Origin of the sequence: Moorena sp. SIO4A5 (genome assembly GCF_010672005.1) — a bacterium.
In the GTDB taxonomy this organism is placed as follows: Bacteria; Cyanobacteriota; Cyanobacteriia; order Cyanobacteriales; family Coleofasciculaceae; genus Moorena.
In genome coordinates this window covers 35,019-57,668 of record NZ_JAAHHZ010000037.1, presented here as the reverse complement: position 1 = coordinate 57,668, position 22,650 = coordinate 35,019, and the positions used below count along the sequence as shown (strand labels likewise).

Sequence of the window (22,650 nt, the reverse complement as noted above, 5' to 3'; positions counted from 1 at the left end):
CAAGACAGGGAAAACTAGAGGAAACGTCGCCATTGATTCTGGTCAAGCTTGATGAACATCTTATCTAAAACAGTTCCAGCGCTTTTAGTTCCAGGGTTTTTTTTAATTGGAAGCATCGCCATCATTGCAGCAATTCCCACAGTGGTGATATCAACACCAGCTGCGAAAAGTATTGCGCAACAGATTACTGTCCGGATTGATGGTCCAAAACAGGGTGGCAGTGGGATAATTGTTGAACGCCAAGGAAATATCTATTATATCTTGACTAGTGCTCATGTGCTACAGAAAGCTGGCATCTACAGGATTCAAACCCCTGATGGCAATCGTTATCCTGTAGACTCCCGTTATATCAGACGGATGCCAGGGGTAGATTTAGCGATCTTACCTTTCATTAGCACCTCTAACTACCCAGTTGCTAGGTTAGGGAATTCCCAGCAAATCAGTGCAGGTCAAAGGGTTTATGTGGCTGGATGGCCTCGTTCTGGAGGTGCTTCTCAACAACGGCGGTTTATTAATACTGAAGGACTGCTGACGGATGCTGCTTCTAAACTTCCTAGGGGATATGCTCTGAGTTATACCAATTTGGTGAGAGTTGGGATGAGTGGTGGACCGGTATTAGACCATCAGGGGCGGGTAATTGGCATTAATGGCATGGTCAGGTTAGTGGGTGATTCTGACACAATTGTGGCATCTGGGATTGCCATTGACACTTATTTAACCTGGCGCTCTCAGCTGAAACTGCCAACTCCTGTAAAGACTCCTCAAGTCGCTGTCTCTCCTACAGCTGCCTCTGCCAAGACCGGAACAGTTTTCTACAAGTTGGCCAATACCCTTAAAGTAGGGACTGGCTCAGTGAGTTCTGTGGCAATTGGCACCCTTGCTCAAGGGAGATCAGTAAAGGGATTGATGGCCGCTAGTGGTCATAGTGATGGCACTATCTCCCTGTGGAATCTGTCAACTGGTCAATTAATTCGTACCTGGCGAGGTCACGGTGGCGCAGTGAATACTGTGGTGATTAGTCCGGATGGTCAAACCTTAGTCAGTGGCGGTGATGACCGTATGATCAAGATCTGGAATCTTAACACCGGTAAACCGTTAGTTACCCTGACTGGACATCAAGATACAGTGGCGACTTTAGCCTTTAGTGCCGATAGCAAAACCTTAGTTAGTGGCAGCTGGGATAACACTATTAAGATTTGGCAGCTGCCTAAGGGTAAACTCTTGCATACCCTTAACGGACATTTAGGTTCAGTGAATTCTGTTGAAATCTCTCCTGATGGCAAAACCTTAGTCAGTGGTTCTCAAGATACAACTATTCGGCTGTGGAATTTAGCTACAGGTAAGTTAGTGCGTATCTTCAAGGGACATTCTCGATCGGTATCGTCTGTAGCGATTAGTCTGGATGGGAAAACCTTAGCCAGTGGTGGAGGGGACGGCACGATTCGCTTGTGGAATGTTAACACTGGTAAACTGACTAGAACCTTGACGGGTCACACAGATGGGGTGTGGTCAGTAACCATGACTAGAGATGGAAGCACCCTGATTAGCGGTAGTTGGGATAAGACCATTAAGTTGTGGGATATGAGGAGCGCTCAGTTGAAAAGCACCTTAAATGGTCATTCGGGCTATGTTGTGGCTGTTGCTTTGAGCCAGGATGGTCAAACCCTAGTTAGTGGTGGTTGGGATCAGCAGATTAGAATTTGGAGAAAGCAAATCTCTAATTAACCTGAGTTCAAGATAAGCGATTCGGCAAAGCCGTTCGCGTAGCGTGGCCTTCGGCCTCCGCTTCGCGAACGCACTCCTAAAGCAGTAATTGATAGCAAAGGGAACAGGGAACAGGGAGCAGGGAGTAGGGAGTAGGGAGTAGGGAGTAGGGAACAAAAATTATCACAATTCCTACACGGATTGCTAGATATCTGGTTAAAATTGGGTTCTGTTAATTGATAGGGTTGATCGCACTTATAAAGTAGAGTCTTTTTTGACGCTGATTCCCTTCAAACCCTCTTGACTATTGCTAGCATGCCTATTGCTAGCATGCCTTTTGCCTTAAAAGGATAAGCAATGTCGCTCAAACGTTGCTGAGAATTGCTATAAAAAATTGCTATAATAGATAATGGTCTTGTCTACACCATCAACCGCTCAAATAATCCCAGGCTTTAATAAATGCAACAATTTGGCTCACTGGAGGCAGGGTTGATACTGGTCTTGATGGTGTTGTAGTGTCTTCAGATTGCTCGCTCCAGCTTGATTGATTCATCAGATACTTCCCAAAATCTTGATTATAATAAATACTTAATGAGTAGTCTCTAGAGTTAGTAATAATTGTCTTAGTCGGAGCCATAAAAAAGTTAGCCGATGATTTTATTTCTGGTGCTAACTTAAGGGTTTTAATTGGTTTAAGCAGCTCAATAGCTTGGCCAATATTTGTAAGTAATTTATTTATTTGCTTTTTGTCTTGATTACTTAAAGTGTATATTGATCGTGAGGGTAGGCTATTTAATAAGGTCACAATATTGCGATGAGTTTGACCTCCATCTTTGAAGGGGACAATTGCCAAGTAAGCGATAATGAATAAGTCAGCGTTGTTGCTTGTAAAGGTAATGGTTGTTCTGCGAACACTCACCTCAATGCTGGGTGGTTGATTGAGCACTTCAGACACATTGGCTATCTGATTATAAATCGAGGCTAAAGCCAAATTTGCTTTGAGGTCTAACGGGGTATCAACGATAATCTTTACTGTTGGCAGGGTCTCGTTGAAAAAGGTTTTGGCAGCTTCGGAAGACAGACGGATAATTTGACTTTGATCGCCATCGGGACTCAAGTCAACCCATTCACAGATCAGTCCTTCAGTTTTAAGACCAAACCGGGAAACGGCATATAGTTTTGCCCCAGTCAGGGTAGCACCAGTCAAATCTGCTCCAATCCAATTGGCTTTAATCAGCCTTGTCTTACTAAGATCAGCGTGTACTAAACTGGTATTAACTAAATTGGCATTGCTCAAATCAGCCCCAACTAAGGTAGCTCCACTTAATTTAGCGTTGCTGAGATCAGCCCAACTGAGGTTTGCTCCACTTAAATCAGCCCAGCGTAGATTTGCCCCACTGAGATCGGCTCCCCTAAAATTGGCACAGGTGAGATTTCCTTGTCTGATTTCAACCCCTTTGAGATTACTACCGCTGAAATCGGCTTTGTGCAGATTTGTTCCGTTTAAGTGCGCTCCCTTCAAATTTGCTTGACTAAGGGTTGCCCCGGCTAAATTGGCTTCATTGAAGGTAGCGCGGCTGAGATTAGCTTGTCTGAGGGTGGCTTCTCGTAAATCAGCACCAGAGAGGTTTGCTGCGGTTAGATTTGCTCCACTTAGGGAACCACGAACCATCTCAGCACGAATCAGTGATGCCTGAATCAGTTGGGCACCTCTTAAATCAGCCCGAATCAAATTTGCTACATTGAGCTGTGCTTGTGTTAACTTGGCTTTAGAGAGATTGGCACCGCTGAGTCTAGCAACGTTTAAGTTTGCTCGGCTGAGGTTTGTGCCGCTCAAGTTAGCACCACTTAAGTTAGTTACCCTCAGGTTAGCTTCACTCAAGTCGGCACCACTAAGAGTAGCGCTGCTTAGGTTAAGTTCCGTAAGATCAGCAGCTGTAAAATCTCTTACCCCTGCTGCATATTGTTGGATAATTTCCCTGACATTCATTACAATCTAACAAAAATTAATATTTATCATGGCATAGGCTGAATCCCGCTGAGAGATAATGAAAATTGGTATTGTAGGACTGGGATTGATGGGTGGATCCCTAGGATTGGACTTGAGAGCACAAGGTCACCAGGTCTTGGGAGTCTCTCGTCAACCAAAAACCTGTCAATTCGCACGTGATCACGGCATTGTTGATGATGCGAGTATTGACTTAAGTATCCTAGCCACAGCAGAGGTTGTATTTATTTGCACCCCGATAGCCGCGATCGCCTCTACTGTCAAGGATTTAGTCAACTATCTTAACAAGGATACCGTAATCACTGATATTGGTTCGGTCAAAATGCCAGTGGTTAGAGACATTGCTCCCCTGTGGAAAAATTTTGTAGGTGGTCATCCGATGTCAGGAACGGAACACAGGGGTGTGGAAGCTGCGGTGTCGAATCTATTTGCAGGAAATCCTTACGTACTGACGCCGATTGAGACAACACCACCACCAGCACTTGAGAAGGTGGAGGAGATTGTGCGATCGCTTAAGTCATTGGTTTACATCACAAGCCCGGAAAACCATGACCAAGCGGTAGCATGGATTTCTCATCTACCGGTGATGGTGAGTGGGAGTTTGATTGATGCTTGTATGCAGGAGACTGACCCAGTGGTGTTGAAGTTAGCCCAACAGTTAGCTAGTTCTGGTTTTCGTGATACTAGCCGTGTCGGGGGTGGTAATCCAGAACTGGGAGTAATGATGGCTCGTTACAATCAGGAGTCGATCATGCGTACGCTTTTAGGGTATCGCGATCGCCTTGACCAGATAATTGAGGTGATTGAACAGGAAGATTGGTCGAGTCTGGAAAAAATCTTTGAAACTACTCATGTAGCTCGGAAAAAGTTTGTTTCCTGAGTTTGTTGAGTTTGTTATTGAGCTAATTAGAAAGCCACCACTGCTAATCCCACCAAGCAGTGTTTATTTTAAGCTGACGGCTGAACGCTGACCGCTGTTCGCGTAGCGTGCGCGTAGCGCATATGCTTACCTTGTTACAGTTTTTCAAATGTAAGCAGGTACACAAAATTAATTACAAATTTGCAAAAACTGAAACTCTTTTAATTCAAGGGTTACAGAGAATTATAGTAGGTAATTAATTCGGCGCGCGGTACTTACTATGATACAGTAATAAGTTACTCTCTCATCACCTGATACTGCGTTCCTAAAAAATAAAGTTTTGTAAAAAAAAACTTCCTGTATACTAACTTGGTATATAGTGTAAATTTGGATATGCTAAGTAGGTGGGCGTAATTAAGTGTAAGAGTTGATTTAGCAGATGGGTGAAGTAGAGATTGGAGTCGGAACCAAAGGGGCCACCAACGTGCCTAGTAGCCCAAGCCATAGAACAGCCGGTACTAGAACTGGAAAATTGGGTAAAAATAGAACAACCCAATGTCCATGTCGATGAAACCCCTTGGGGGGTCATTGGGGTAAAGGAATGGTTATGGCTAGTCGCCAACCAGGATTTTTGCCTATAAAGAGCAGCAGATACACGTTCACGAAAAGAACTAGAGTCACTGCTAGGAGATAAGTATGGTGGAGTTCGAGCGCAGCGACGAAAAGCGTGTATACTAATGGTTACCCTGTAGTAGCCCAACAAAAGTGCTTGGCACATATGCGCAGGCATTTCAAGGGTTTAATTAAATGTCCTGGATTACACAATGAGAGTATTGGCAAAGCATTTATTAGTCTGCAAGATGTGCGCTTTTGAGCATTATCACTTATGGCAAACCCAGGCTGATCATAAAGCTTACGAATTATGGGCCAAGGAATTCAAATCCAAATTAAGTAAAGCTTTCAATAAATGGATACCGCAAGGGGGAGCAAGAGCTTTGAGGCTTTTAAATAATCTCCAAAACAAGTTTGATCAGTGGTGGTATTTTCGCCATGCATCCAGAAGTACCTCCTGAAACAATTTGGCAGAACGTTGTCATTGATTGGCTGTTACAAAGCGTAAGGGAGCGCGGAGGTTCTCGCTCCTTGGAAAGATTTGAAAACACCGCCAGACTTTTGACTGTTGTGCAAACCTGTCGTTCTCAGCAACGTTGTGTCGTCAACTTTTTTGCTGAAGCATTACGTGCCCACATCGGTCGTGACATGGGTTTTCCTTGACTTATCCCTATTTTTACGACCTGAATCCTTACCTCGAATGTTATTTCGAGACACCTGTATTGGAGTAAAAGTTATATTTTCTAAAATTTGTTGAGCAAAAAGTTTAAGCATTTCAAGCTCTTATAAAACAGGATATTTATGACAGTAATCGAGAATCTTTTATCTGATATCAGTCGTTTGGGAATAAAGCTATGGCTTGAATATAGTGATTCAACTCAAGCACCTAGGTTAAAATGTAGAGCTCCAGAAGGAGCTTTAAATCCAGCCTTACGAGATCAGTTGCAACAGCATAAAATAGCAATAATTGAGACTCTACAACAGTGGGAGAAATATAATAATCAAGCAGTTGAAACTATTGTAAAAGTTCCTCGTGAAGGAAACTATAGTCTCTCCTTTGCTCAAGAAAGACTGTGGTTTATAAATCAGCTTAATCCTGGTGATACTAACTACAATGTGGTTCATAATTTTCAAATTTCAGGAATACTCAATGTTTCAATACTTGAACAAAGTGTAAATGAGATTATTCGCCGTCATGAGGTGCTACGAACCACATTTTCCATAAAAAAAGGTAGCCCAATACAAGCAATTGCACCTAGTTTAAATCTGATCTTATCAGTTGTTGATTTACAATCGCTACCTAGCCAAGAGCAGTTGACTCAAACAGAACAATTCATTCAGGCAGAAAATCAATATGCTTTTGACCTATCTCAAGAGATATTATTGCGAGCCACAGTGCTTCATCTGTCAGAGCCTTTGCATATCTTACTATTAACTTGTCATCATATTATTACAGATGGCTGGTCTACAAAAGTTTTGTTGCGAGAACTCGGAAGTCTTTATACGGCTTTTTTGAATGATGAGTCTTCACCATTACCTGAGTTACCAATTCAATATATAGACTTTGCCCACTGGCAGCGACAATGCTTATCAAAAGAACGATTGGCAAATCTGGTGGAGTATTGGAGACATCAATTAGCTGGCGCACCACCTTTGCTAGATTTACCTACTGATCATTCTCGCCCTCCAGTGCAAACCTTTCGAGGTGCGACTCAGCTTTTTGACTTCAGTAAAGACCTGACGCAACAAATTAAAGAACTGGGTTACCAAGCCGGAACAACACTATTCATGACATTGTTGACGGCTTTTATGGTCTTACTAAGCCGTTATAGCGGCCAGGAAGATATTATAGTGGGCACTCCGATCGCGGGTCGCAATCATCCTGCCCTTGATTCAATGATTGGCTTTTTTGTCAATACGTTAGTGTTGCGGGTTGATCTCTCTGGTAATCCAAGCTTCCGAGAATTAATGGATCGGACACGACAGGTAACGTTAGACGCTTATTCCCATCAAGATTTGCAGTTCGAGAAGCTTGTGGAAGAGCTACAACCCGAACGAAACCCTGGTTACAATCCGCTGTTTCAAGTGATGTTTGTTCTGCAGGAGAATGAGGTTGATGAATGGAAGTTTTCGGATTTAACCCTGACTCCTTTACCAACGGAAAGGGTCACGGCCAAGTTTGATTTGACCCTATGTCTTGAGAATCGGGAATCTGGGCTGAGAGGGAAGTTAGAATACAGCACGGATTTGTTTGATCAGGACACTGCTGCTCGAATGATTGGGCATTTTCAAACGCTCCTTGCCGCAATTGTCAGAAATCCTGATCAATCGATCTGTCACCTGCCGCTTTTAAGTCTTGAGGAATCCTATCAACTCCTAGTTGCTTGGAATCAAACCCAAATGGATTCTCTGTGTGACATTTCTGTTCATTCACAGGTTCTAACTCTGTTAGAGCAGCAGGTATCTCAGCATCCAGATGCTATAGCTGTCCAGTTTCAACAGCAAACGCTCACTTATCAAGCATTGCATGATCGGGCTAATCAACTCGCTCATTATCTCCAAAGTCTTGGGGTTGGTCCAGAAGTTGTCGTAGGTCTTTGTGTCGAACGGTCTATAGAGCTAGTTGTGGGTTTTCTGGGCATCCTTAAAGCAGGTGGAGCGTATCTCCCTCTTGATCCGACCTATCCCCAAGAACGGCTCACTTATATGCTTGCAGATGCACAAGTTTCGGTGCTTGTGACTCAGCCCACTCTACTGACTAGACTTCCATCTCACCCAGCAAAAGTGGTGATGTTAGAGAGCGACTCTGCTGTTTTTGCCAACCAACCTGTGACAGCACCAACCTCTGCCATTACTGCAGAGACGCTAGCCTATGTAATCTATACTTCTGGCTCTACCGGACGACCCAAAGGAGTAATGGTCACGCATCGGGGGTTAAGCAATCTAGCAGCAACTCTGATTGCGACTTTTAAAGTCAACCCCCACAGTCGGGTTCTTCAATTTACCTCCTTGAGTTTTGATGTTTCAATCTCAGAAATCTTGATGGTTTTAAGTTCTGGGGCTTGCTTGTGCTTGAATCCATCAGAATCTTTACTGCCGAGTTTAGATTTAGTGCAACTTCTCCAGCAGCAGGCAATTACGCATTTGGCATTACCTGCATCTGCCCTGGCGACTTTACCGCTCATGCCAATCCCCAGTTTACAAGTGCTGATTGTAGGAGGGGAAGCCTGTCCTGTTCCGTTGATGCAAGAGTGGGCTAAGGGTCGGGAATTTTTTAATGCTTACGGCCCAACAGAGGCGAGTGTGTATACGACTATCGCCCTTTGTCAACCAGAGGACCCTATCATTACACTCGGTCGCCCCATTCCCAATGTCAACGTTTATATTCTAGATCCCTATGGTCAGCCGGTTCCGATCGGTATTCCTGGCGAGTTGTATATTGGGGGGATCGGTCTTGCACGAGGTTATCTCAACCGTCCTGATCTGACCCAGGCAACATTTGCCGCAATGCCTCACAGCTTAAAGAGGCTGCACGAGGATTTTGGCAAGGCTTTACCTGCAAACTCTCTAGCCAATCGTTTATACAAAACGGGTGATCGGGTGCGTTATCTTGCTGATGGCAGAATTGAGTTTTTAGGACGGATTGATCACCAAGTTAAGTTGCGCGGATTCCGGATCGAGCTCGGAGAGATCAGTGCAACCCTGGAACAACATCCAGCCATTCAGACTGCAATTGCCTTGTTGAGACCAGATCAACGTGGCGAACAACAATTGGTCGCCTATGCAGTTTTGCACAGTGGGAGTGATCAGCCTTCTGCTCCTGAACTGCGAAGGTTTTTGCGAGGACTCTTGCCTCACTATATGGTGCCAATGGCGATCATTTTGCTGTCAGAATTCCCCCTGACCCCCAATGGCAAGATCAACCGTGCTGCTTTGCCTGCTCCTGATTTGCAACACCTACAACAAGCTACCTTTGTTCCGCCTCGCAGTCCGGTTGAAATTGTTATTGCCAATATCATCGCCTCGGCATTGGGTTTAGAACAGGTGGGTCTGCAGGATGATTTCTTTGAACTGGGAGGCCATTCGTTATTAGCGACTCAGGTTATCTCTCGAATTCGTCAAAGTTTTGGGGTTGAGATCCCACTGATCACTCTATTTGAGCAACCCAGGTTAATAGACCTTGCTCAGGCTGTGAACTCTGTTCAGAAGAAAGATTTTTCTCCCTTACCTCCTATTCAGCCGATCGATCGCAACCCCTTAAGCGACCCCAAATCATTTCCCCTGTCATTTGCCCAACAACGGCTCTGGTTCCTCAATCGTCTTGAAGGGGTCAATACAACAAGCTATAACACGGGTAGAACTTTTCAGTTAACTGGGAATTTGAATCGACCCGCACTACAACAAAGTCTGCAAGCCCTCATCGAACGTCATGAAAGCCTACGCACTACCTTCCCCATTGATCGTCAAGGTATTCCCTGTCAACGGATTAATGAGCCTGGAACGATAACATTACCCGTGATTGAGTTGGAAGCAGGAGCACAAGAAGCCGAGATTAAAGAGCTAATTAAAGTAGAAAGTCAACAACCCTTTGATCTGACTCACAACAGGCTCATTCGCTTCAAACTGCTGCAATCGTCGCCTACTGATCATATTTTGATGGTCACGATACACCACATTATTTGTGATGGTTGGTCGATCGGGGTATTCCAACAAGAGCTACTCCAACTGTATCAAGCTTTTTGCCAGAATCAATCTTCTCCCCTTTCCCCTTTACAGATCCAATATGCAGATTTTGCCTGTTGGCAACGGCAATGGCTAACCGATCAAGTTTTAGAGGCTGAACTCAACTATTGGAAACAACAACTGGAAGGCGCTCCCCCTCTATTAGAACTGCCCACAGACTACCCTCGACCTGCTGTGCAAACATTTCAAGGGGGGGAGGTCAGTTTTCAGGTTGATGCATCCCTGAGCCAGAATCTGAAAGCCTTCAGCCAAAAAGCAGGCGTTACCCTATTTATGACCTTGCTTACTGTCTTTAAGATATTATTATCTCGCTACTCCAGACAGACCGATATTGTGGTGGGTGCGCCCATTGCTAATCGTAATCAGGCTGAAATTGAGCCTTTGATTGGTTTTTTTGTCAATACCCTGGTATTGCGTTCCGACTTGTCCGGCAATCCTAGATTTGTGGAACTGCTGAGACAGGTTAGACAAACCACGCTAGAGGCTTACACGCATCAAGACCTACCTTTTGAGAAATTAGTAGAGGAATTACAACCGAAGCGTCGTCTTGACCATCATCCGATTATTCAGGTCATGTTTGCTTTGCAAAATGTTCCAGATGCTGATTTAGAACTACCAGACTTAGAAGTCAAGTCCCTCAGATCAGAGGTTGAGACAACCCGCGAATTTGATTTGGAGGTTTACCTTTGGGAAAAACCTCAGGGGTTGGTCGGCTCCTGTATTTACAGGGGTGATTTGTTCAAAGTTGAAACGATCCAGCGGTTATTTGAACAATTTCAGAGGTTATTGCAAGCAGTGGTGATCGATAGCAGTCAAAGGATCGATGAGTTGCCCCTTCTGACTCTTGCTGAACAACACCAGATTCTAACGCAATGGAATCAGACTCAAAGAGACTACCCTCGTAACTCCTGTATTCATCAACTATTTGAGCAACAGGTAGAACGATCAGGAGATGCCATTGCCCTAGTATTTGAAGACCAACAACTTACTTATCAGGAGCTGGATTACCAGGCCAATCAGCTTGCCGCTTACTTACGGAACTGGGGTGTCGATCCAGACGTATTGGTTGGGGTTTGCCTGGAGCGATCGCCTGACCTGATTGTGGCCATACTGGCAATTCTTAAAGCTGGGGGAGCATATGTGCCCCTTGATCCAAACTACCCCTCAGAACGTTTGGCCTTCATTGCCGAAGATACACAAATACCGATATTAATTACTCAAACAGCTTTTCGAGCCCACCTTTCGGATTCTCAGACCTGTTTCCTCATTTGTTTAGATGAAATCAACTTAAGAGAGTTTGCTGCTCAACAACCGACTAACCGGAAAGAACACGATGTCCAGCCTGATTTGAAGAGAACGTTAACAGACACCATCTCTCCTACCCTAGAAACCCAGGCTGGGACTTCTTTGAGCGGAAAATCAATCACCGCTGACAATCTTGCCTATGTGATGTATACTTCCGGCTCTACAGGTAAACCCAAAGGTGTTGCAGTTTCCCATCGGGGAGTTGTTCGTTTGGTGGTCAATTCCAACTATGTTAACATCACCGCAGCGGATACCTTTCTACAACTCGCCTCCATTGCTTTTGATGCAGCCACCTTTGAAATTTGGGGTGCGTTACTCAACGGAGCTACCTTGGTGCTCGCTCCAGCCTCTCGTTCTTCTCTGGCTGAAATTGCTTACCTCCTGCAGCATCATCACATTACGATTCTCTGGCTCACTGCTGGGCTCTTCCATCAAATGGTGGAAGAGCATCTTGAAGCTTTCTCCTCTGTTCAACAACTCTTAGCTGGAGGTGACGTTCTCTCTGTTGCTCATGTTCAAACCGTAGTTGAAGCCTTACCCAACACCCTGGTGATTAATGGCTACGGTCCAACAGAAAATACCACCTTTACCTGCTGTTACCCTGTTCGAGATCTTGATGAGATCGGCACATCAATTCCGATCGGATCTCCGATTTCAAACACTCAAGTCTATCTGTTAGATCAAACTTTTCACCCAGTTCCAGTTGGAGTACCTGGAGAGCTTTATATTGGCGGAGACGGCTTAGCACGCGAGTATCTCAAGCGTCCTGATCTGACCGCAGAACGCTTTATCGTGAATCCCTTTCTCTCTGGCAAAGTCATAGAAAAGGATGAAGGGAGAGAATCAAAAGAACCCCTCCAGATTTCAACTTCGGACACACTTTACAGAACAGGAGACTTAGCTCGATACCTTCCTGATGGCAATATTGAGTTTCTTGGACGAGTCGACCATCAAGTTAAAATTCGTGGTTTCCGCATTGAACTGGGAGAAATTGAAGCAACGATTCGGCAGAATTCAATTGTCTCTCAAACCGTTGCTACGGTGCATAGAGATGCAACCAGTCATAAAAGTTTGATTGCTTATTTAGTGCCTGACTGGCGCGGACAAGGGATTGCTGCATTACTTGCTCAGGCAGAACAGGAATTATTAGAGGATTGGCAAACCCTCTACGAAGAAATCTACAGTCCATCCACTTCAGAACCGGATGAGACAGGATTAAAATCTAACTTGGATTTCAATATTGTAGGATGGAATAGCAGTTATACAGGTCAGCCAATTCCAGCTATCGAAATGAGGGAATGGGTTGAGCATACCGTGTCGCGAATTCAGCATTATCACCCTCAGTCAGTATTAGAAATTGGCTGTGGAACAGGATTATTGTTAAGTCGAATTGCTCCCCATTGCAAACATTATGAAGGAACTGATTATTCCAGGGCAGCCTTAGCCTATAACCAAAATCTACAGCAAAGTAAAACGACCTTAAATCATGTTATTTTTCATCATAAATTAGCCCATGACTTTGAAGGCATTCCTAAGCAAAAATTTGACACCGTTATACTCAATTCAGTCATTCAATACTTCCCCAGTATTCATTATCTTCTCCAGGTTTTACAAGGGGCAATAGATGTCATTATTCCTGGCACCCCCGGTCGCATTTTTGTGGGAGATATTCGGAGTTTACCCTTATTAGATAAGTTTCATACGATGGTGCAATACTTGCAAGCGGACGATTCAATGTTGTTACAGGAACTGACAACTCGATGTCAGCAGAGCTTGCAAGCGGAAGAAGAGCTTGTCATTGATCCAGATTTCTTTGTTACCTTACCTCACTATTTCCCTGAAATTAGCCATGTTGAAGTTCAACCGAAGCGAGGCAAACATCACAATGAGTTAACCCAGTTTCGTTATGATGTAACGCTCCATCTCAGCATGACTCAACCAAGGGAAAATGTAACAATTCCTTGGCAGGACTGGCAGGATGACCCAGACATGTTGACTCAAGTTCGGCGTGTGTTGTTGGAAGAACGTCCAGAATCGTTGGGTATTCGTCGTATTCCCAATGGGCGAATTCAACAGGCATTACAAGTCCAACAATGTCTGGAGCAATCGTCTCAGGAATTCAAAACCGTTAAACATCTCCGACAACATCTAATGGATGTAATGGGTGATGGAGCACACAACAACTCCAGTGGCGTTGAGCCGGATATGTTCTGGGAATTAGCAGAAGAATTGGGCTATCAGGTGCATTTGAGTTGGTGGGAAGCCAGTTCAACAGGGTATTATGATGTAGTTTTTCTACGTGAGACTGTTCCCAAGGACCAGGATGTTGTCTCAGCTCTTCAAAAGGTTGCCTTTTGGCAAGAGCACCGAAGTCCTCTTAAGCTGAGGCAAGACTATGCCAATATCCCCCTACAAAGTAAGCTAACTTACAAACTGATTCCTGAAATACGCCAGTTTTTGCAAAACAAGTTGCCTGAGTATATGCTGCCTCAGCACTTTGTTGTCTTAGACCATTTACCTCTGACCGCCAATGGCAAAGTCGATCGCAGCGCTTTGCCAGTCCCCGATGTTATGGATGTGGCTCGAGAGGGAGCATTTGTTGCACCGAAGACCCCGACTCAAGAGTTGTTAGCTGCGATTTGGCGTGAGGTTTTGCGAATTGAACAGATTAGCCTTGACGATGACTTCTTTAAGCTAGGGGGACATTCTTTATTGGCAACTCAGGTGATGTCGCGGATTCGCCATAGACTAGGAGTTGAACTGCCTTTGCAAGTGATGTTCGAGCAACCGACATTGAGGGATCTCACCCAGGCAATAGAGACTGCTCAGCAAGGGGATTTAATCTCTTTTCCTGCCATTCAGCCCGTTTCTCGTGCAACACTCTTGCCCGTTTCGTTTGCTCAGCAACGGCTTTGGTTTCTAACTCAGCTCGAAGGCATGAGCGCTGGCTATAACGTCCCCAATGCTTTCAAACTTGAGGGTGTGTTGAACCACACCGCATTGGAGCAAAGTTTTCAAGCGATCATTCATCGTCATGAGACCCTACGGACCACCTTTAAAGCTGATGATACGGGTACACCTTACCAGTATATTAATGAGGCTGGAATCTTTACCTTGCCAGTGATTGAATTACACAGCGAACACCAAGAACGCCAAGTTAAAGATCAAATTCAAGCAGAAAGCCACCAGCCCTTTGATATTAGTCAAGATCAACTGATTCGTGCCAAGTTACTGTGTCTGTCCCCCACTACCCATGTATTGCTAGTAACCATACACCACATTGTCTCAGACGGGTGGTCATTAGGGGTATTCATTCAGGAACTATCTCAACTTTATCAAGCCTTTTGTCAAGGAGAGACCTCTCCACTCTTTCCATTAACAATCCAATACGCCGACTTTGCCCAATGGCAACGGCAATGGTTAGCAGGTCAAGCCCTGACAAGCCATCTAGACTATTGGAAACAGAAACTTGATGGTGCTCCTCCCCTGTTAGAATTCCCCACAGATCATCCTCGCCCAGAGGTAGCTACCTTTGAGGGAGGAATAGAGTGGTTCTGGCTGGATTCTAGCCTGACGCAACAACTGAAGACCCTAAGCCAAAAAGCAGGTGTCACCCTGTTTATGACCTTACTGGCAGCGTTTCAAGTGTTGCTCTCGCGCTACACCAGAAAATCAGATATTGTGGTTGGATCGCCAATCGCCAACCGCAAACAGGTTGAAGTTGAATCGTTGCTGGGCTTTTTTGTCAACACCCTGGTACTGCGCTCTGATCTGTCTAACAATCCTAGCTTTGAGGCGTTATTGGCTCAGGTCAGACAAACAACCTTGGAGGCTTATCTTCACCAAGATTTGCCTTTTGAAAAACTGGTGGAAACCTTACAACCAGAACGTCACCTCAATCATCATCCTATCGTTCAGGTCATGTTTGCTTTGCAGAATGCCCTGGGTGATAAATTAGAACTCTTTGATTTGAAAGTAGAACGTCTAGGCGTAGAACTGAAGACCATTCGTGAGTTTGATTTTGAACTTGATCTTTTTGAGAATCCTGAAGGTTTGGCAGGACGGTGTACTTACAATATTGGTTTATTTAAGGCTGAAACAATTCGACGGATGTTGGGCCACTTTCAGACTCTCTTACAAGCCATTGTTGTTGATAGTACTCAAGGAATTGCAGAACTTCCCCTCCTGACTCAGGCTGAACAGCAACTGTTAGTTGCCTGGAATCAAACTCAGAAAGATTATCCTCATGATCAATGTATTCATCAATTATTCGAAGCTCAGGTTGAGCGCACATCTGATGCCATTGCTGTAATATTCGAAGGGCAGAAACTAACTTACCGGGAACTGAATGAGCGATCTAATCAGTTGGCTCATTACTTACAGCAGCAAGGTGTAGGCCCCGAAGTATTAGTTGGTATTTGTGTTGAGCGTTCCCTAGAGATGGTGGTGGGCGTGCTAGGTATTCTTAAAGCAGGAGGGGCATATGTTCCCTTAGACCCCACCTATCCGAGTGATCGAATTGCTTACATGATGGAAGATTCAGAGATTGGGCTGCTCCTCACTCAACAATGTTTGCTAAAGGAATTACCGCTTCACCGACCTCAAATCATCTGCTTGGATGTAGAAGATGACGTTTTTGCTAAATACAGCACTGATACAGTTCACAGTAAGGTCCATCCTACTAACCTTGCTTATGTCATCTATACATCAGGGTCTACTGGACAACCCAAAGGCGTAGCGATCACTCATCATTCTGTACTGAACCTGGATCAGGGATTATTGCACGCTGTTTACAGTTCTCTGACTCATAGTAAGGAGAACCTTTGCATTAGTATTAATGGTTCATATGCCTTCGACACATCGGTTAAGCAGATTCTTCAACTTTTACATGGGCACACCCTAGTCATTGTTCCAGAAAGCGATCGATACAGCGGCTCAACTCTACTGCACTATCTCAAGCAATATCAGATTGATGTTTTTGACTGTACACCCATGCAATTCACCTGGTTGATAGAAGCAGGTCTCCTTAGCACAGATGAAGTACCCCTGAGAGCCATCTTAGTAGGTGGAGAACCGATTGCCTCCTCCACTTGGCTAGCGGTTCAAAGCTGCGAGACAATTCACTGCTTTAATCTCTACGGTCCAACAGAATGTACTGTAGATGCTACGATCTGTCGTTTACAGTCCGCTCATAGTGCTGGTACTATTGGTCGCCCTATTGTGAATACGCAGGTTTATCTGTTGGATAGTCATCTACAACCTGTTCCGATAGGAATTCCTGGCGAGTTGTATATTGGAGGGGCAGGGTTAGCCCGTGGCTATTTAAATCGTCCAGAGTTGACTGCCACAAAGTTTATTGCTAATCCCTTTGGTGCTGGGCGATTGTACCAAACTGGTGACCTAGCCCGTTACTTGCCTGATGGTTCCATTGAATACCTGGGTCGCTTGGACCAACAGGTTAAAATTCGTGGTTTCCGCATTGAGTTAGGTGAAATTACAACCGTCTTAAGCCAACATCCAGATATTAGTCAGGCTGTCACCATCGCTCGTGAATCTGAGACTAGAGATCGGCAACTGATTGCCTATGTGGTAGCGAAGGATAACGTTCATGTAGATCCACCAGTCTTGCGGCAATATTTGCAGCAAAGCTTACCAGCTTATATGTTGCCCAGTTCGTTTGTGTCACTGGCAGAATTACCCTTAATGCCCAATGGCAAAATAGATCGTAAAGCACTGCCTGCGCCCAACGTTTCTGATTTGCAGCGACAGACAACTTTTGTCCCTGCTTCCACCTCCACCCAGCAACTCTTAGTAATGGTTTGGGCCGATGTTTTAGGAGTGGACCAGATTGGTCTTTATGACAACTTCTTTAACCTTGGGGGACATTCTTTGCTAGCTGTTAAGGTTATTTCTCGCCTACAAGAAGCTTTGCAAATTAGTCTACCCGTTCAACTCTTATTTACCTCCAAAACACTGTTAGAGCTGGCTCAAGCTATAGATCGGATTCGAAATAGCGATCAGGATATTTCAAAACTTGGCACATCTTTTGTTGATTTAGAAGCTGAAGCCATTTTAGATCCAAACATCAAGCCTGCTAAGGCACAAATTTCTCGCAACCCAGATCACATTCTTTTAACAGGAGCAACAGGTTTTGTCGGTATTTTTCTCCTGCATGAATTACTCAAACAAACTTCAGCCAAGATTTACTGTCTCATGCGGACTGGCGATCCCCTTCAGGGTTGGCAGCGCCTGCACAAGCTCCTGAAATCTTTTGGTCTTTGGCATGAAACCTATCAATCGCGAGTGGTTGTGATTAAGGGAGATCTCTCACTGCCTAAGTTTGGTCTTGAGGAATCAGAGTACGAACAGCTCAGTCATCAGGTTGAATCTATTTATCACTCTGGAGCCTGGGTCAATAGCATGTATCCATACTCTTTTTTAAGTCCGGTAAATGTTGCAGGAACCCAGGAGATTATAAAGCTAGCATGTGCCAGTCGAGTCAAACCGCTGCACCATATTTCAACCCTTGGAGTTTTTTCTGCCGGAAGTTATTCTGGACAAAACCTTATTTTTGAGGATGATCCCCTGATTCATGGCAAAGGACTCAAAGGAGGATACAGCCAGAGCAAGTGGGTAGCAGAAAAACTTGTTATGGCGGCACGAAATCGTGGATTACCCACTTCAATTTACCGACTAGGGAGAGTCTTTAGCCATTGCCAGACAGGCATCATGAACATGCAGGACTTCCTTTGCATTTTCCTGAGAGGTTGTATCCAGTTTGGCAAATATCCCGACAGTGATCAGATGGTAGACCGATTGACTCCTGTAGATTACGTAAGTAAAGCAATTGTTCATCTATCTTTGAAAGGTCAGCTGGGTAAAGTTTTCCATATCAATAATCCTGAAACCGTAAATCTACAAACATTGTTTGAGTGGATCAAGGCTTTTGGCTATCCTTTAGAAGCTATCCCCTATTCAGAGTGGCGAACTCAATTTACACAACTAGAAATTTCTCAAGCGAGTAATAACAGTCTATATTCGTTATTTCCTGCGTTCTCACCCTATAATCCTCCTTATACAGGCAAGGTGCTGAGATTTGACTATCAAAATTTGACTAATGGTTTAGCTCAAAGTAATATTCAGTTGGAATCCATCAACCAGGCATATCTCAACCTCTTTCTATCTTTTCTAATTCAAGAGAATTACCTTGATGCTCCGGCAAGGTTGTGAGAACTATTTCAAATTTGCCAGGTAGGGTTTGTCACAGTAAAAGAATCTTCCTTTTTCTATCTCTCTTGCTTAGAAAAACTGCAAATTGTTCGGGCAGTGATGTACTGATAAATCAAATGACTGATATAAAGCAATCACGCATTAATGGTAGCAGCTTTCCCATCATTAACGCTTTCACGAAGCAATTTACTGCCCTAGAGGGTATGGAAATCTTCAGCTTCATCTGGCTCAGCCAGGTCGTTTCTCTACTTGGCTCCAGGCTTACCAGTTTTGCCATCAGCATCTGGGTTTATTCACACACGGATTCTGTCACCCTGTTTTCATTGCCTATTTTATCTACTTTGCTGCCTACTATTCTCATCAGTCCCATTGCTGGAGTTTATATCGATCGCTGGAATCGCCGATGGACAATGATAATCAGTGATTTCTGTGCTGGCTTGTCTACCTTGATAGTAGCTTGGTTGTACGTAACAGGTCATTTAGAACTTTGGCATATTTGCCTGACTAATATATTGCGATCTAGCTTTAGCACCTTTCAAGAATTAGCCTATCTTGCTGCAACCAGTTTGCTTGTCCCTAAAGATAAGCTAATTCGTGCTAACAGTATGATGCAAACGAGTCAAGCCATATCCAAGTTGATAGGACCTGCACTAGCTGCAGCTTTATTAGGGATCGTTCAGTTTGAAGGCATTGTGGCTATCGATTTCATTACCCTGGCCTTTGCCCTAGTATCTCTCTTAATCGTCAAATTCCCTGAGATTGCCGCTGAAACTGAGCAGCAGACTGAGCATGAGTCATTTATGCAGAGTTTAGCCCTTGGCTGGAATTACTGTAAAGAACGATCAGGTCTTCTATGGCTTACTTTTCTACTAACAGTCTGTAACTTTTTGATAGGAGCCCATGCTGTTTTAGAGGCTCCCCTCATTCTTTCTTTCGCATCAGTGATCGGTTTTGGCCTAGTTGTGTCCTGCTCAAATGTTGGTATGGTTGCAGGAGGTCTAGTGGCAATGAGCAGAGGAGGTAAGCAAAATCAAATGCGCACCATTCTGATTGGCATGGCTTTAATCGGCTTATCCATTCTGCTTGAAGGTATTCGTCCCTCAATTTGGTTAGTTACGATCTCAAGTTTTTGTTTGCTTCTACCTGTCCCCTTAATTAACAGCTCCATTATTAGTATCTTTCAACGTAAAGTAGCCCCTGAATTACTAGGGCGGGTTTTAGCGTTATTAAGATCAGTTGCTCGCTCTGGAATCCCTATTTCTTTTCTTCTTGCTGGCTTCCTTGCTGATCATTACTTTGAACGCTTTATGAGTGGAGATAACCCAGGTGCTAGACTGATTGGTCAAGCGATCGGGGTAGGTCCTGGCCGAGGTATTGGTTTGCTTTATATTTGCATGGGAATCTTAACGCTTACCATGACTTGCATCGCTTATTTTTTACCTCGGTTGAGATACCTTGAGGATGAGCTACCTGATGTAATTGGAGATGATTCATCTGATGTTATTTCTGAGGTTGAATAACAAACAAGTTTTTGAACCAACCTGTAAACCTATCGTGATTAATTGAGAATTTCGAAAGTTGCTGAAATGGGTAGAGGTTTTGATGAATAAAGTTGATCAGAAGATGGTGCGGCTGGCGACTGCTTTCAAGGGGAAAATTCGGATCGTCGATGCCAGTTGCTGGGTATTCGTCATATTGGCAGTATTGAGTTCCAAATAAGTAATCCCAGATAATTAAAATTGAGCCAAAATTGCGATCGCGATGTTGTGCTTCAATTGAATGATGAATGCGATGAGACTGAGGGGTAATCATGATATGCTTCAACCAACCATAATTGAGTTTGAGATTGGCATGATAGATACGTAAATACCACTTTTGCAACACTTTAAATAGAATGATAGAAGGCGCAGAAATCCCAAGCGCGATCATGGGTAAAGCAACAATGATATAAGCAATTGCTTTATCAACGATATGAAAGCGTAGACCACTCAAGAGGTTCAGTTCGGTTTGGGAGTGATGGACAGCATGAAAATACCAAAAGGCTGGGATATGGTGGCGTAGAATATGTCCAAACCAAATTAGAAAGTCGCTAAGCAGAAAGCCGAGCACTAACATGATTGGTGGAGGAAGTATTGTTGCGCTATCAAAGATAGGGAAACCGACACGATTGCTCAAAGCGTAAAGAACGGAGATGCAAGGCTTCAGAAAAAGAATCGTTTCGACAAGGTCACCTAGCAACCACAAGGAGTCTTGACAGAAACCAACGGACAGCCGAGCCTGCTGACGTGCGGGTAACCAGATTTCGATCAGTAGAATCATTGAGACAATCCCATAAAACCACGGATTAAGGGAGATCTCGTGGCTAAGAGTTATGAGAATTTCTTCGGCCAATGTCCTAATGTAGGCAAGGTCACTCCAGGCGATCGCGGTTTGCACTAGAAAACAGATCACTACCAATCTTAAAGTTATCCCAGCGACATTCTGACACCCTCGCCATAGAAACTGAATTCGAGATGATTGCAGTAAATCTAACATCGTAATTGCGAAGTGGGGGAAGTAGGCGTCTAGCCAAGCAATCCTTATAGGATATCATTCACCTGTTTCTGAAGCAGAATTTTTTCGCCTTGAAGCCGTGGTAAAATTCTGTAATCATTTGAAAAGTAATAATTTATACCCTCAAGGTTAAGGTAACGTGTGAACTACTCTTACATCCTATTAACCTTTTCTAATTGAACAATCGAAAAACGTACATTGTAACACCTTTTTCAAGATCTCTCTGGAAAAAACCATGAATCAATTAATGAAAAGTAATGACCTGAAAGATTCAATCATAATTTCAGATACTACCCTCCGTGATGGTGAACAGACATTTGGCATTGTCTTCAGCAATGAGGAAAAGTTGGAAATTGCTAGACAACTTGATGCACTAGACATTCAGGAGTTGGAAGCTGGATTTCCAGCTCAAGAAGGAAGTGAAAGGACCTACCTGCAAGAGCTGATTTCCCGTAAAACCAATGGGCGTATCTCAGCACGGGTGTTAGGCTGGCATCGGCCATTGCGTGAAGAACTATCCTGGTCAGTTAAGTTGGGCCTAGATGGCTGCTGCTCTTCTACTCCGATTACCCCTTATATGATTGATAGCATCCTGAGATCTACACCGGACAAAATCTTACAAGCTCAACGGAGTGCATTAGCTTTCATCAAGGAGAACGGCTTATACGCTGTTTCTGACTTTCAGGATGCTTTTAATGCTGATCGCTCATTTTTATTTGAGATGATCCAGATGTCAGAAGAAACAGGTGCAGATCGAGTACGGCTCTGCGATACCGTAGGTCGCACTGATCCCTTCATGATCTTCGATATCATAACGGATATTCTCAATAACTCGGAAATCGATGTGGAACTCCATGCCCATAACGATCTGGGTATGGCGGTTGCCAACTGTGTGGCTGCGATCAAAGCATTTGATCTCTGGTATGAGGCCCAAAAAGAACGACCAAGCCGGAAGCTCTATTTAACCACTACAGTGAATGGAATTGGTGAGCGAGCTGGTAACACTGATTTGGCTACATTAGTGGGTGCATTGAAAGTTGGGCTAAATATAAATCTATCTGTACAGGAATCGAGACTCTCCAGCGTTTGTGATTATGTCTCGCAAGCAAGTAGTCGCCCGATCCCGATTAATGCACCAGTAGTAGGTCCCAATATTTGGTCTCATTCCTCAGGTATTCATGTAGATGGTGTGTTGAAAAGCCCTGCAAATTACGAGCTGATAAGCCCTGAATTTGTTGGCAAAACTAACACTGCTCGACGTTTAGGTATCAATAAACATTCTGGCAAACGTGCCGTCCAGCATAAATTTGCTGGGTTGGGCATACCGTTGACTGATGAAGCTGCTCTCAAACTGTTGCCCCAGATTCGTGAAGGGACAATTCAGAATAAGCGAATGCTATTTGATCATGAATTGGTTGATTTAGTGAATCGATCCCAAAAACCTTCATGATCTCACTGCAATCGTGATTTTTGCTAAGTAGGTGGGCGTAATTAAGTGTAAAATAGCGATGGAAATTCAAAATCATGAAACCCCTATGAATAGAGGATTCCAGCTTCATTTTCGGATTTTGAGTTTTAACGTTTATTTATGCCCACCTACTTATCGGTGACCCTCTACCCTTAACCTACCAATCGG

The 22,650-nt window shown here is 44.1% G+C and carries 9 protein-coding genes; 7 read left to right on the top strand and 2 right to left on the bottom strand.

Features of this window, described 5'->3' with window-relative positions; genetic code table 11:
- Window positions 1-51: 51 nt before the first annotated feature.
- Window positions 52-1,725, top strand: a complete 1,674-nt coding sequence (locus F6K57_RS13670; protein WP_293068337.1) for a trypsin-like peptidase domain-containing protein — start codon at window positions 52-54, stop codon at window positions 1,723-1,725.
- A 406-nt stretch (window positions 1,726-2,131) separates the two neighbouring features.
- Here F6K57_RS13670 and F6K57_RS13665 read toward each other — a convergent pair whose 3' ends face one another.
- On the bottom strand, window positions 2,132-3,694 hold the full coding sequence (locus F6K57_RS13665) for a pentapeptide repeat-containing protein (protein ID WP_293068334.1): 1,563 nt from the start codon (window positions 3,692-3,694) through the stop codon (window positions 2,132-2,134).
- A gap of 58 nt (window positions 3,695-3,752) precedes the next feature.
- Here F6K57_RS13665 and F6K57_RS13660 point away from each other — a divergent pair, with 58 nt between their 5' ends.
- The 5 genes from F6K57_RS13660 (at window position 3,753) to F6K57_RS13640 (ending at window position 19,981) form a co-directional block, all read left to right on the top strand.
- Window positions 3,753-4,592 (top strand): prephenate/arogenate dehydrogenase, encoded by an 840-nt coding sequence (locus tag F6K57_RS13660; RefSeq protein ID WP_293068331.1) that lies wholly within the window; start codon window positions 3,753-3,755, stop codon window positions 4,590-4,592.
- Between the two features lie 434 nt (window positions 4,593-5,026).
- Entirely contained in the window at window positions 5,027-5,212 is a 186-nt protein-coding gene (locus F6K57_RS13655) for a hypothetical protein (RefSeq protein WP_293021380.1), read from the top strand.
- Window positions 5,213-5,621: 409 nt separating this feature from the next.
- Window positions 5,622-5,846: a hypothetical protein gene (locus tag F6K57_RS13650; protein WP_293021381.1), complete on the top strand. Its 225-nt coding sequence runs from the start codon at window positions 5,622-5,624 to the stop codon at window positions 5,844-5,846.
- 138 nt (window positions 5,847-5,984) lie between these two features.
- Window positions 5,985-18,461, top strand: coding sequence for a non-ribosomal peptide synthetase (locus tag F6K57_RS13645; RefSeq protein ID WP_293068326.1), 12,477 nt, complete (start codon window positions 5,985-5,987; stop codon window positions 18,459-18,461).
- On the top strand, window positions 18,458-19,981 hold the full coding sequence (locus F6K57_RS13640) for an MFS transporter (protein ID WP_293068323.1): 1,524 nt from the start codon (window positions 18,458-18,460) through the stop codon (window positions 19,979-19,981). Before F6K57_RS13645 ends, F6K57_RS13640 begins: the two co-directional genes overlap by 4 nt.
- Here F6K57_RS13640 and F6K57_RS13635 read toward each other — a convergent pair.
- Window positions 19,962-20,996 (bottom strand): sterol desaturase family protein, encoded by a 1,035-nt coding sequence (locus F6K57_RS13635; RefSeq protein WP_293021384.1) that lies wholly within the window; start codon window positions 20,994-20,996, stop codon window positions 19,962-19,964. The genes F6K57_RS13640 and F6K57_RS13635 overlap by 20 nt on opposite strands.
- A 253-nt stretch (window positions 20,997-21,249) precedes the next feature.
- Here F6K57_RS13635 and F6K57_RS13630 point away from each other — a divergent pair, with 253 nt between their 5' ends.
- On the top strand, window positions 21,250-22,464 hold the full coding sequence (locus tag F6K57_RS13630) for a hypothetical protein (RefSeq protein WP_293021386.1): 1,215 nt from the start codon (window positions 21,250-21,252) through the stop codon (window positions 22,462-22,464).
- The last annotated feature ends 186 nt before the right edge of the window (window positions 22,465-22,650 follow it).

Coding starts and splice junctions, on each gene's coding strand:
- F6K57_RS13635 (WP_293021384.1), bottom strand. CDS start 20,996: ATGTTAGATTTACTGCAATCATCTCGAATTCAGTTTCTATGGCGAGGG.
- F6K57_RS13630 (WP_293021386.1), top strand. CDS start 21,250: ATGAATCAATTAATGAAAAGTAATGACCTGAAAGATTCAATCATAATT.
- F6K57_RS13665 (WP_293068334.1), bottom strand. CDS start 3,694: ATGAATGTCAGGGAAATTATCCAACAATATGCAGCAGGGGTAAGAGAT.
- F6K57_RS13650 (WP_293021381.1), top strand. CDS start 5,622: ATGCATCCAGAAGTACCTCCTGAAACAATTTGGCAGAACGTTGTCATT.
- F6K57_RS13660 (WP_293068331.1), top strand. CDS start 3,753: ATGAAAATTGGTATTGTAGGACTGGGATTGATGGGTGGATCCCTAGGA.
- F6K57_RS13670 (WP_293068337.1), top strand. CDS start 52: ATGAACATCTTATCTAAAACAGTTCCAGCGCTTTTAGTTCCAGGGTTT.
- F6K57_RS13645 (WP_293068326.1), top strand. CDS start 5,985: ATGACAGTAATCGAGAATCTTTTATCTGATATCAGTCGTTTGGGAATA.